Source organism: Acinetobacter sp. 778_lipA (genome assembly GCF_058242985.1).
In genome coordinates this window covers 4,041,277-4,054,142 of record NZ_JBZAYT010000001.1, presented here as the reverse complement: position 1 = coordinate 4,054,142, position 12,866 = coordinate 4,041,277, and the positions used below count along the sequence as shown (strand labels likewise).

The following is a 12,866-nucleotide window of genomic DNA, read 5'->3' as shown; positions in this document are numbered from 1 at the left end:
ACTAATTGCGTTCAGTATAGCTTCTCATGTGATGGATTGTTAGATGGGATATTGTATCTGTAAAAAATTAAGACCAAATGCAGTCGGTTTGTGTTATTTATTGGGGATAAAAAAATAATAGGAAATCAATCGTGCTTAGACTATATCGTAAGCCAAATAAGGGGTTAATAGGAGTAGATATTAGTTCTACTACTGTAAAGATTTTAGAGCTCTCTGTTAAGAACGGTCGTTACTGGGTTGAAAGTTATGGATTAAGTCCACTGCTTGATGGGAGTGTTGTTGAAAAAAACATTCTTAATCCTGAAGCAGTTGCTGATGCGTTGGAAAGGGCTGTCAATATTGGCAATCCTCAATCGCAAAATGTTGCGGTTGCTGTACCTACATCTATGGTGATTCACAAAATCATCGAAATGGATGCCGATATGTCGGATGAGGAAAGAGAAGTTCAGATTCGAATGGATGCTGAACAATATATCCCTTTCCCGCTGGATGAAGTCAGTTTAGATTTTGAAGTGTTAAAAGATAAGCTAGCAAATCCAAATCGAGTCAATGTGTTACTTGTTGCAACACGTGCAGAGAATATTGATTCTCGTGTTGAAGTTTTAGAAATCGCAGGCTTATCACCTAAAATTGCAGATGTAGAAAGTTATGCAATTGAGCGTGCTTTTGATGTCTTTTCCGATACCTTACCAATCGGTGTAAATCTTGTGGGTATCTTGGATATCGGCCATACCATGACCACCTTGTCTGTGATGCAAAATGGCAAGATCATTTATACCCGAGAGCAAGTTTTTGGTGGTAAGCAGCTGACTCAAGATGTACAGAACCGCTATGGCTTGTCTTATGACGAAGCTGGTCGGGCCAAAAAAGATCGGACTTTACCTGACGATTTTGAAACAGAAGTCTTAATGCCGTTTTTAGAAGCAGTGGTACAACAAGCTGCTCGTTCATTACAGTTTTTCTTTTCATCTTCTCAGTTTAACGAGATCGACCATATTTTATTGGCGGGTGGTAATGCCAATATTCCTGGGTTGGCAAAATTATTACAACAAAAACTCGGTTATCGGGTCACGATTGCAAACCCTTTCTTGCAGATGGGGTTTTCACCACAAATTGACTTAAAAAAAATAGAAAATGATGCACCTTCTTTAATGGTTGCGTGTGGTTTGGCTTTGAGGAGTTTTGATTAATGGCAAAGATTAACTTACTCCCTTGGCGTGATGAGCTAAGAGAACAGAAGAAGAAGCAATTTGTTGCAATATGTGTTGGGGTTGCACTGATTGGCTTAGTTACAGTGTTATTGGCGTGGTTCTATTTTGATCATAAGTTAGAAGATCAGGAGCAAGCCAATCAATTGGTGACCAGTACCAATCAAAATTTAGATACGCAATTAAAAACTTTAGATGGTTTACAAGAACGTCGTAATGCCATTATTGAACGGATGAAACTGATTCAAGGCTTACAAGGTCAACGTCCTGTGATTGTTCGCCTCGTTGATGAATTGGTTCGGATTGTCCCTGCACAAATGTACATCACAAAATTTAGTCGTGTGGGCGATAAATTTACCATTGAGGGGAAAGCTGAAAGTCCAAACACAGTTGCTGAATTGTTGCGTGGATTAGAAGCTTCTGAATGGTATCGAAATGCGTTTATGAATTCATTCTTAGCCGCAGATGAAAATAAAAATAAAGAACAGACTTCGGTGATTCCTCGTGTGGAAGAATCATATGGAAGTTTTGTTGTGACTGTAGATATCGGTGAAATAGCAGCGACTGCAGATGGGGATACAACTAAAGCTGAACAAGTTCCAGCTGCTGGGAGTGCAAAATGAGTCGTGAAGATTTTGAGCAATTAGAATCATCTGTAAATGATGCTCCAAAAAAGAACAAGATGACCGTTGAGAAGTTTTTTCAACAGTTCAATACCTTGGATATGAATAATTATGGCAGTTGGCCCTTATCCGTTAAAGTCACCTGTTGGGTATTCTTGTTTTTTGTGGTGTGTGCAATTGGCTATTTTTTAGCAATTAAGCCTAAATTAGATGCAATTGATCAAGCACGTACAGTTGAACAAAACTTATTAAATGAGTTTAAAGAAAAAGATTCCAAATTAAGAAACTTGCAGCAATATCAAGCACAATTGCAACAAATGGAAGCAAATTTTAATCAGCAATTAGAACAGCTACCTAAAGAAACTGAAATTCCGAGTCTGGTTGAAGACATTAACGTGACAGGGGTAAGTTCTGGTTTGAAATTTAAAAATATTAAATTAGAACCAGAAGTGAAGCAGGAGTTTTTTATTGAGCAGCCGATCTCGATTGACGCAACAGGGGATTATCATTCATTTGGTAGTTTTGTAAGTAGTTTGGCAGCTTTACCACGTATTGTCACTTTGCATGATTTCACAATTACAGGAACGCCTAGTCAAGATAACAAATCTGATGTGCCAGTGATTGACTATACAATTAAAGCAAAAACCTATCGTTATATCGGTGCTGATGAGCAGAAGATAAATAAATCAGCGAATGCTGCTGCGCAGACAACGACACCTCAGCAAGGAGGGACGCCACAATGAAACAGCTCAGTAAAATAGTTTGTGGAATCTCATTTGCGATGCTGTTGGTGGGGTGCGATTCTAGAATTGATGCCGTTAATCAAGAAATGGCAAATATTAGAAATCAGCAACCATTGCCGATTGAACCTGCGCCAGTATTTAATCCAGTGCCAAGTTTTAATTATTCTGCTCAACAGTTACGCAGCCCATTTTTGCCAAACTCATTAGCAAATGAATTGAAAATCATGTCAGGCAAGCGCGTCTACCCGAATTTTTCAAGACAGCCACAGCCGCTTGAAAGCTATCCTTTGGAGTCATTAACACTGAAAGGAAGTATGAAAGGGTCCGTTGGTCAGACCGTAGGTTTGATCAAAACACCAGATGGTGAGATTGAGCGGGTACAACTTGGCAATTACATGGGCATGAATCAGGGGCGAATTATTGAAATTACGCCGACCCGTATTGATTTATTGGAAATTGTTCCAGATGGTCGAGACGGTTATATAGAAAGACCACGGAGTCTAGTTCTAATCGGTCCAATAGATTAAAACGGAATAAAGGAATAAAAATGAAAAAGAGTTTGAAAAATATCTTTAACGGGGATAGTAAGTTTATGAATAGTCAACTTCGTCAATTTACTATGGCGGCAGTGTCAATTGCGATTATGCAGGTTGCAGCAGCACAAACAACCATGACCAATATTGTACCGATGAAAATACCGGGGCAAGGTACAGAAATTCGGGTGATGTTTAATGGCTTACCGCCACAGCCTCAAGCCTATCAATTGGATAATCCATCTCGACTGATTTTGGATTTTGATCAGGCGAAGCAAACGATCAATCAGCCGTCTATTGCTGTGGCAAGTGAAGAAGCGTCGACGGTGGATATTGCGGCCGATGATCAACGTTCACGCTTAACGGTAAATTTAAAAAATAGTGGTTCTTTTACAACACGTGTTGAAGGGAATACCTTTATTTTAAAGATTAACAATGCCAATCAAGCTGCTGCTTTACCGACTTATGCCTCATCTGCATCTACGCTGAATAAGCAAAATCAAGGCATCGCAGATATCGGTTTTCAGCGTGGCAATGCTGGCGAGGGGCAGGTTATTGTAAATCTGTCAGGTGCAAATACACCTGTAGATGTACAGCAACAGGGCAGTAAAGTTGTTATTCGAACCTTAGGAAATAAAATTCCTGCACATTTAATTCGTCGTTTAAATGTCAATGATTTTGCAACCCCAGTTTCTTCTGTGGATGCTTATAATGATGGTTCAAATGGCGTGATTACCATTCAATCTGCGGGTAGCTATGAATATATGGCCTTCCAAGCGGAAAATAAACTGACCGTGAGTTTAAAACGTCCTATAGAAAATAAAGTAAATCGCCCAAGTTCAAGTCAGTCTTATACTGGTAAGAAAATCTCGCTTGATTTTCAAGATATTGAAGTACGCCGTGTGCTACAGCTACTTGCTGACTTCACCAGTATCAATATGGTGGCTGCAGATTCAGTTCAAGGTAATATCACTTTACGTTTAAAAGATGTGCCTTGGGATCAGGCCTTAGATATCATTTTAAAAACCAAGAATTTAGACAAGCGCCGTAATGGTAGTGTGATTTGGATTGCGCCAGTCACAGAGCTGATTAAAGCTGAAGAAGATGAAGCAAAAGCAATTGCACAAAGTATTAAGTTGGCACCGATTCAAACAGAGTATATACAACTCAGTTATGCAAAAGTTGCCGATGTTCTAAAGTTACTCGAAGACTCTAGAAATTCTAAAAATGCACAGGCGAATAATACCACGAATACAGATTCTTTAGCTTTAGAAAGTCTACTCAGCTCAAGAGGAAGTGCGGTAGCAGATATACGAACAAATACATTAATTATTAATGATACGGCTAATAATATCGATAAAGTTCGTAAAATGATTGATCTATTGGATATTTCGGTCAAACAAGTCATGGTCGAAGCACGTATTGTCCGAGCAACAACAGATTTTACCAAAGAAATGGGGGTAAAGTGGGGGATTTTATCTCAAGGGATTACACGAAATAATGATCTATTGGTCGGTGGTAGTGATAAGACTTTATGGGATTTACGTGATCCAGATGATGAAGGCAAATATACGATTACTCGCCCTGATAATCTAAACGTCGATCTTGGCGTGACTACTGCGGGTGCAAGTAAAATCGCATTTGGTTTAATTAGCCTTTCTGATTTTATGTTGGACTTAGAGTTATCAGCTTTACAATCTGACGGTTATGGTGAAGTGATTTCGACACCAAAAGTGATGACGGCGGATAAGCAAAAAGCCAAAGTTGCTTCGGGTCAACAAATTCCTTATCAAACCACTTCAACAGCAGGTGGTACGGCTACAGCGACAACCTCATTTAAAGATGCTCTGCTCAGTTTGGATGTTACACCAAGTATTACCCCAGAAGGGAAAGTACAAATGCAATTGAATATTACCAGCGATGCACGTGGTGGAGTGGCACCAAATGGTGAAATCATTCTGAATAAAAATGAGATCAATACCAATGTCTTGGTTGATAATGGTGAAACTGTGGTGTTAGGTGGGATTTTTGAACAAGAAAATACCACGAACCAAGTCAAAGTCCCATTTTTAGGCGATATTCCGTATTTAGGACGATTGTTCCGTAAGGATGCCAAAACAGAGAATAAACGAGAGTTGCTAATCTTTGTGACACCAAGAATTGTTAATGACAGTCGTACCAGAAATCATTAATATACTTTCAATGAAAGCAATTCGATAGGTGACTCCTTGCCAAGCAAAGAGTTGGAAACCCTACCAAATATTTATTTGGTAGGGCCCATGGGAGCAGGAAAAACAACAGTTGGTCGGCATCTAGCGGAACTGTTAAGTCGTGAGTTTTTAGACAGCGATCATGAAATAGAAAGAAAAACAGGGGCATCTATTCCTTGGATTTTTGAAAAAGAAGGCGAACAAGGTTTCCGTACAAGAGAAACAATCGTGATTGATGAACTCACATCAAAAAAAAATTTAGTGGTTGCAACAGGTGGTGGTGCTGTCACTCAAGCCATGAATCGAGAATATCTCAAGCATAGAGGTATTGTGATTTATTTATATACCCCTGTAGAAATCCAATTATTACGTACACATCGAGATAAAAATCGTCCTTTATTGCAAGTCGAGAATCCTGAGCAAAAGTTAAAGGATCTACTTAAAGCACGAGATCCACTATATAGAGATGTTGCACATTATATTATTGAAACCAATCAGGGTGCTGCGCGAGATTTAGCGCTGAGAATATTGCAACTGATCGTTTCAAAAGAAATTATTTAGTCAGTAAATTATCATTCATTGTTATTTGGCAGAATCATGCAAACTTTACATGTTGAACTGGGTGAACGTCGTTATCCAATCTTTATTGGTAGTCATTTGAATCCTCAAGAATTGCTTGAACCTTATATTCAGGGACATCAAGTGATGATTGTTACAAATACCACAGTTCAGCCTTTGTATTTGTCGCACTATGTTGAAGCAATTCAACAATTGGGGAAGCAGGTTACAACATGTGTTTTGCCTGATGGTGAGAAATATAAAGATATCCAGCACCTCAATTTGATTTTTGATGCTTTGCTTCAAGCTGGCTTTAATCGTGATTGTACGGTTTTGGCTTTAGGTGGTGGGGTGATTGGTGATATGGCAGGTTTTGCCTCAGCCTGTTTCCAGCGAGGCGTATATTTTATCCAAGTTCCGACCACATTATTATCTCAAGTAGATTCGAGTGTTGGTGGAAAAACCGGAATTAATCACCCTTTAGGCAAGAATATGATTGGTGCATTTCAGCAACCTCAAGTGGTTTTGGCTGATATGGCACAACTCAGAACACTGCCTGAACGTGAGCTTTCAGCTGGTTTGGCAGAGGTGATTAAATATGCGCTATTGGGTGATTTAGAATTTTTAACATGGTTAGAAGATCATATGGATGGGCTGATTGCCCAAGATCCAGAATTCTTGGCTGAAGCGGTTTATCGTTCTTGTGCACATAAAGCAAGAATTGTGGCTAATGATGAGAAAGAACAAGGCGAACGCGCTTTATTGAATTTAGGTCATACTTTTGGGCATGCTATTGAATCGTATCTAGGCTATGGAGTTTGGTTGCATGGAGAAGCGATTGCAACGGGTATGGTGATGGCTGCTGATTTATCTTATCGTATGGGGTGGATTTCACACGATGATCTGGAACGTACAAAAAAAATCATACAACGTGCCCAATTACCTGTAGCATGTCCTAAAATTCCGCTTGATGAATTTTTGGCATATATGTCACATGATAAAAAAGTATTAAATGGTCAACTTCGTTTAATATTGATAAAACAACTCGGACAAGCCATCATAACCAAAGATTTTGATGTCGAGTTGATGAAACAAGCGATTCTAGCGAATCAGATATAGAAAAGGTTAGTTCCAAATGGCAGCAATTCGTACAAATTGGCAAAATATTCGACAATATATTTGGTTGGTTGGTGGATTAATCTGTCTTTTGGTAGCACTGATTTTTTGGGTAGTGACTGACACGAAAGATCTAGTCACTGTCGTCAATCCTATCGAAGAGGCACAAGTTCAAATTCAGCCTGAAAAAGTTGCTGCGACATCGCACTTAGGTGCTTTGATGGATGAGGTGCGCCCACTTGAAATGACCACACGTATCGTGACTGCAGGTAACCATGATGTAGAGTTTCGTGGTACAAAATTTTTTCAAGAAAATAAGAAAGCTTGGATGATAGAACTATTTAAAACCTCAGATGAAGATGTCATTCTTGGGTTTTTACAAAAACAAGCGGATCGTAAAAATTTTATTTATTTTCGTTTAAGTGGTGAAGATCAAACAGAGCAATATGTTTTAGCCTATGGCGTATTTAAAAGTGATGAGCAGGCGAAAAATCAGTTACGACAGTTAAATTTAAAATTACCAGCATCTATACATCCGCAGGCCATTCAGTTTGAAAAATACATTCCTTTAGTCAATGATCTAGGCTCAGATGAAATGGCAGGTACAAATAAACTCTATCAAGTGAAGTTAAAGTCTGCACCTTTGCCTGTTGTTGATGAAACACTACTGGCGCAAGCAAAATCGGCATTGTCATCTTTAACAGGTTCAACTCCTACGAACCAGACCACCAAAACTACAATCACTCGTCGTGATGCATCTGGCAATGTAGTGGATGTACAAAAGTCGCAATCTCATGCACAGACTTCAGGCAATACAAAAGAGCCAGCAGGCAATTCTTCTGATAAAAAGCCAACTGAGCATGAGGTAAGTGACCCTTTTAATTAAAATAAGCTCTAAAATGAAGCGAAATTAATTATTTAATTTTATATTTGCACAAAAATGGTGCTATATATGCCTTTATAAGAAGCTTAGAATTTTAAAGAATATCTTTATTTCACTATCTTTTAGTGATTTGGTGAACAAAAATAAAATTTGGCATATTTTTTGCTTTATTGTTGCGCTAATTGAGTTGATTGTCCCTGTTTTGGAGCGAAATGATTCAGTTGGTGTGCGATTTAAGTCTGGTTGAGTGCTTTATTTCAGTGCGGAAGTTGTAAAACAATCTTGCAATTAAAGTAAAAACAGACTGGTATTCGATTCTGTCTAAGTGGTTTACTTGGGATAAGAAAATACTTAAAAATCGTAATTTAGTGTTCGAATGTTTTTCGCCCTCCCATGGGCCTATGTAGAAAGAAGGGTACGCTATGCACATGCCATCGCCTAACACTGTAGCTCCCGCTCAAGGTTTATACCAACCGGATGAGTTTAAAGATAACTGTGGTTTCGGCTTGATTGCCCATATGCAGGGTGATGCGAGTCATGACTTAGTCAAGACCGCAATTCATAGTCTAAGCTGTATGACGCACCGTGGTGGTATTGCCGCAGATGGTAAGACCGGTGATGGTTGTGGTTTGCTCTTGGCTATGCCTAAAGCATTTTTCCGTGAAGAAGCAAAAAAAATCAGTGACATTACACTGAGTGAAATTTTTGCAGTAGGGACTATATTTTTAAATTTAGATCCAGCACTTGCGGCCCATGCAAAGCAAATTCTAACCCATGAAATTGAAGAAGAAGGTTGTCGAGTCATTGGTTGGCGTGTAGTTCCTACCAATAATGATGCATTGGGTTCAATCGCAATGCAGTCTTTACCTGCATTTGAACAAATTTTTGTAAATTGCCCAATGGGTGTGACTGAGGTTGAATTTAACCGTAAGTTACTTATGGCACGTCGTCGTGCAGAACAACAATTAACAACAGATCCATATTTTTATGTGACAACACTGTGCTCTACAGTGATTACATATAAAGGCTTAATGATGCCTGCATATATTGCAGAATTCTATACAGATCTTGCCGATGAACGTTTAGATTCACACATTGTGGTATTCCATCAGCGTTTCTCGACCAATACTTTACCACGTTGGCCATTGGCACAGCCTTTCCGTTATTTGGCACATAATGGTGAAATTAATACCATTACTGCAAACCGTAACTGGGCAGTAGCACGTACACCAAAATTTGAAAACCCATTATTACCAGGCATTACTGAGTTGAATCCGATTGTAAATCGTACTGGTTCAGATTCATCAAGTATGGACAATATGCTTGAGCTACTTGTGGGTGGTGGCATGGATCTATTCCGTGCATTACGTATGCTTGTTCCACCAGCGTGGCAAAACGTTGAAACATTAGATGCGGATTTACGTGCATTTTATGAATTTAACTCTAAGCATATGGAAGCTTGGGATGGTCCAGCAGGTCTGGTGATCCAAGATGGTCGTCATGCAATTTGTATGCTAGACCGTAATGGCTTACGCCCTGCACGTTGGGTGATTACTAAAAATGGTTATATCACTTTGGCATCAGAAATTGGTGTGTGGGGTTATGAACCTGAAGATGTGATCTCTAAAGGCCGTGTAGGCCCTGGTCAAATTCTTGTAATTGATACGTTGACTGGAAAATTGCTGGATACCAAAGATGTGAGCAATCATCTGAAAAAAATGCGTCCTTACCGTGAATGGTTACGTGAAAACTCAGTTCGCTTGCAAGGTAGTCCAGAGCTTGAAGAATATTTATGTGATCAAGGCTTAAAAGGCGATGACCTAAAAGCAGCTCAAAAAATGTTCATGGTCACATTTGAAGAGCGTGATCAACTGCTTCGTCCAATCGCTGAAAGTGGACAGGAAGCGGTAGGTTCAATGGGTGATGATACACCAATGGCGGTATTGTCTCGTCAAGTACGTCATGTGACAGATTATTTCCGTCAGCAATTTGCGCAAGTGACTAATCCACCGATTGACCCATTACGTGAATCAATCGTCATGTCATTGGAAACATGTTTTGGGCGTGAGCAAAATGTATTTGAACAAGGCCCAGAGCACGCAGATCGTTTAATTGTATCGAGCCCAGTCCTTTCAAATTCTAAAATGCATCAGATTCGTACCCTTGGCCGTAAAGGTTACGAAATTGCAGATATCGATTTGAATTACCCTGTGGCTGAAGGTCTTGAAGCCGCAATCTCACGTATTTGTGAAGAAGCAGCACAGGCGATTCGCGATGGCAAAACCTTATTGGTCATTTCAGATCGTAAAATCCGTGAAGGCTTTTTACCCGCAAATGCTGCAATGGTGACTGGTGCAATTCATCACTTCTTGATTAATGCAGGTTTACGTACCGATGCAAACATCATTGTTGAAACAGCACTTGCCCGTGATGCGCATCAGTTTGCCGTAATCTTAGGTTTTGGTGCAACTGCGATTTATCCATATTTGGCTTACGATGTGATCAATGATTTGATTGCTAAAGGTGAATTATTAGGTGATCCAATTCATGCCCAAGCGAACTTCCGTAAAGGTATTGATAAAGGTTTACTTAAAGTCCTTTCAAAAATGGGGATTTCAACAGTCGCATCTTATCGTGGTGGGCAGTTATTTGAAGCAGTAGGTTTATCTGAAGAAGTTGTTAGTAAGTGCTTTACAGGGGTGCCAAGCCGTATTAAAGGTGCAACATTTATTGACCTTGAAAATGACTTGAAAAAACTAGCAGACATTGCTTGGAAAGCACGTAAGCCAATTGAACAAGGTGGTTTGCTCAAGTTTGTGTTTGATAAGGAATACCATGCATTTAATCCTGATGTGATCAATGCGTTGCATAAATCTGTACGTTCAGGTAATTATGCTGACTTTAAAGAATACGCAGAATTGGTGAATACACGTCCAATTGCGACGATTCGTGACTTATTGAAACTAAAAACTGATCATTCTATTCCTTTAGAAGCAGTTGAATCAGTTGAAGAAATCCTGCCACGTTTTGACTCTGCTGGTATGTCTTTAGGTGCATTGTCACCAGAGGCACATGAAGCCATTGCGATCGCAATGAATACGATCGGTGGTCGTTCGAACTCAGGTGAGGGCGGTGAAGATCCTGCACGTTATGGTACCATCCGTAACTCTAAAATTAAGCAAATTGCTTCAGGCCGTTTTGGTGTAACACCTGCATATTTAACCTCTGCTGAAGTGTTACAGATCAAAGTAGCGCAAGGTGCAAAACCAGGTGAAGGCGGTCAGTTACCTGGCGGTAAAGTGAATGGATTAATTGCACGTTTACGCTACTCGGTTCCAGGGGTGACTTTGATTTCACCACCACCGCACCATGATATTTATTCTATTGAAGATTTATCGCAGCTGATCTTTGACTTAAAGCAAGTCAATCCACAAGCCATGGTATCTGTAAAACTAGTATCGGAGCCAGGAGTGGGGACAATTGCAGCAGGTGTTGCAAAAGCCTATGCAGACTTCATTACCATTTCTGGATATGACGGTGGTACAGCTGCTTCACCTTTATCGTCAATTCACCATGCTGGTTCACCATGGGAATTGGGTCTTTCAGAAGCGCATCAAGCACTTCGTGTCAATGACCTGCGCGGTAAAGTACGTGTACAAACGGATGGTGGCTTGAAAACCGGTTTAGATGTAGTAAAAGCTGCGATTCTGGGTGCGGAGAGCTTTGGTTTTGGTTCTACCCCAATGATCGCGCTTGGATGTAAATATCTGCGTATTTGTCACTTAAATAACTGTGCAACAGGTGTGGCAACTCAGCAAGATCATTTACGTCAAGAACATTATATTGGCGAGCCAGAAATGCTGATTAATTTCTTCCACTTTATTGCGGAAGAAACACGTGAATGGTTGGCGGCTTTAGGTGTTGCATCATTGAAAGATTTGATCGGTCGTACTGATCTACTTGAGATGTTGCCGGGTGAAACGGATAAACATGCGCATTTAGATTTAAGTGCATTGTTAGAATCACACCCATCTGCGGAAGGCAAAGCGCAATATTGCCAAGTACAAGGCAATGAACCATTTGATAAGGGTATTCTTGCCGAAAAAATGGTGGCAGAAATGCTACCAGCGATTGAAGCAAGTACTGGTGGTGAGTTCCATTTTACCGTGGGTAACTGTGACCGTTCAATTGGTGCGCGTCTCTCAGGTGAAATTGCCAAACGTTATGGCAACCTCAGTATGGAAGCACATCCTGTTAAAGTGAATTTAAAAGGAACTGCGGGTCAGTCATTGGGTGTATGGAATGCTGGTGGTTTGCATATCAGCCTTGAAGGTGATGCAAACGACTATGTGGGCAAAGGTATGGCAGGTGGTCGAGTATCGATCTTCCCACCAAAAGGTTCACCATTCCAAACTCAAGAAACGGCAATTATCGGCAATACCTGTTTGTATGGTGCAACAGGCGGTAAATTATTTGCTGCGGGTACAGCGGGCGAGCGTTTTGCTGTACGTAACTCTGGCGCGTTTGCCGTCATTGAAGGTGCAGGCGACCATTGCTGTGAATATATGACAGGCGGTATCGTGACTGTACTGGGTAAAGTTGGACACAATTTTGGTGCAGGTATGACCGGTGGTTTTGCTTATGTACTTGACTTGGATAACGACTTTGTTGATTACTACAACCACGAATTGATTGAATTAAACCGTATTTCTACAGAAGCGATGGAAGAACATCAAGAATTCTTACTTCGTATCTTAGATGAACACATTGCTGAAACAGGTAGTGCTTGGGCGTACAAGATTCGCAACGAGTTTGATTTCTATAGCCGTAAATTCTGGCTTGTGAAACCAAAAGCGGCTAATTTACAAACGCTTTTGAAAACAACTCAAGCAGATCCACAATAATTCCACTACTCAAATTTTAGGTAGGTGTGGATAACTTCGCAGATATACACAAGCGAATGAAGTTATCCACGCTCACCCACGGAGAGAG

Annotated in this window: 9 protein-coding genes; all 9 read left to right on the top strand. The window is 40.2% G+C overall.

From position 1 onward, the window contains the following. The first annotated feature begins 131 nt into the window (after positions 1-131). The gene (locus AC4CUY_RS19205; RefSeq protein ID WP_004816660.1) at positions 132-1,190 is read left to right on the top strand and encodes a pilus assembly protein PilM; all 1,059 of its coding nucleotides are present in this window, start codon (positions 132-134) and stop codon (positions 1,188-1,190) included. Then, positions 1,190-1,831, top strand: a complete 642-nt coding sequence (locus tag AC4CUY_RS19200) for a PilN domain-containing protein (RefSeq protein ID WP_490774591.1) — start codon at positions 1,190-1,192, stop codon at positions 1,829-1,831. The genes AC4CUY_RS19205 and AC4CUY_RS19200 overlap by 1 nt, the downstream gene beginning before the upstream one ends. Beyond that, a complete protein-coding gene (locus AC4CUY_RS19195) occupies positions 1,828-2,574 on the top strand; it encodes a type IV pilus inner membrane component PilO (RefSeq protein WP_490774590.1) in 747 nt (248 codons plus the stop codon). The genes AC4CUY_RS19200 and AC4CUY_RS19195 overlap by 4 nt, the downstream gene beginning before the upstream one ends. Continuing rightward, positions 2,571-3,101: a pilus assembly protein PilP gene (locus tag AC4CUY_RS19190; RefSeq protein WP_166781734.1), complete on the top strand. Its 531-nt coding sequence runs from the start codon at positions 2,571-2,573 to the stop codon at positions 3,099-3,101. Before AC4CUY_RS19195 ends, AC4CUY_RS19190 begins: the two co-directional genes overlap by 4 nt. A gap of 20 nt (positions 3,102-3,121) precedes the next feature. After that, a complete protein-coding gene (locus tag AC4CUY_RS19185; RefSeq protein ID WP_490774589.1) occupies positions 3,122-5,299 on the top strand; it encodes a type IV pilus secretin PilQ in 2,178 nt (725 codons plus the stop codon). A 36-nt stretch (positions 5,300-5,335) separates the two neighbouring features. Beyond that, entirely contained in the window at positions 5,336-5,878 is a 543-nt protein-coding gene (gene aroK / locus AC4CUY_RS19180) for a shikimate kinase AroK (protein WP_004725433.1), read from the top strand. A 36-nt stretch (positions 5,879-5,914) separates the two neighbouring features. Then, positions 5,915-6,994 carry a 3-dehydroquinate synthase gene (gene aroB, locus AC4CUY_RS19175; protein WP_490774588.1) on the top strand — a complete coding sequence of 360 codons (1,080 nt, stop codon included), beginning with the start codon at positions 5,915-5,917 and terminating at the stop codon, positions 6,992-6,994. 16 nt (positions 6,995-7,010) lie between these two features. Continuing rightward, the gene (locus AC4CUY_RS19170; RefSeq protein ID WP_336953697.1) at positions 7,011-7,877 is read left to right on the top strand and encodes a hypothetical protein; all 867 of its coding nucleotides are present in this window, start codon (positions 7,011-7,013) and stop codon (positions 7,875-7,877) included. A gap of 425 nt (positions 7,878-8,302) precedes the next feature. After that, on the top strand, positions 8,303-12,778 hold the full coding sequence (gene gltB, locus AC4CUY_RS19165) for a glutamate synthase large subunit (RefSeq protein ID WP_336953698.1): 4,476 nt from the start codon (positions 8,303-8,305) through the stop codon (positions 12,776-12,778). The last annotated feature ends 88 nt before the right edge of the window (positions 12,779-12,866 follow it).

Coding starts and splice junctions, on each gene's coding strand:
- AC4CUY_RS19200 (WP_490774591.1), top strand. CDS start 1,190: ATGGCAAAGATTAACTTACTCCCTTGGCGTGATGAGCTAAGAGAACAG.
- AC4CUY_RS19195 (WP_490774590.1), top strand. CDS start 1,828: ATGAGTCGTGAAGATTTTGAGCAATTAGAATCATCTGTAAATGATGCT.
- AC4CUY_RS19190 (WP_166781734.1), top strand. CDS start 2,571: ATGAAACAGCTCAGTAAAATAGTTTGTGGAATCTCATTTGCGATGCTG.
- AC4CUY_RS19185 (WP_490774589.1), top strand. CDS start 3,122: ATGAAAAAGAGTTTGAAAAATATCTTTAACGGGGATAGTAAGTTTATG.
- aroB (WP_490774588.1), top strand. CDS start 5,915: ATGCAAACTTTACATGTTGAACTGGGTGAACGTCGTTATCCAATCTTT.
- AC4CUY_RS19170 (WP_336953697.1), top strand. CDS start 7,011: ATGGCAGCAATTCGTACAAATTGGCAAAATATTCGACAATATATTTGG.
- gltB (WP_336953698.1), top strand. CDS start 8,303: ATGCCATCGCCTAACACTGTAGCTCCCGCTCAAGGTTTATACCAACCG.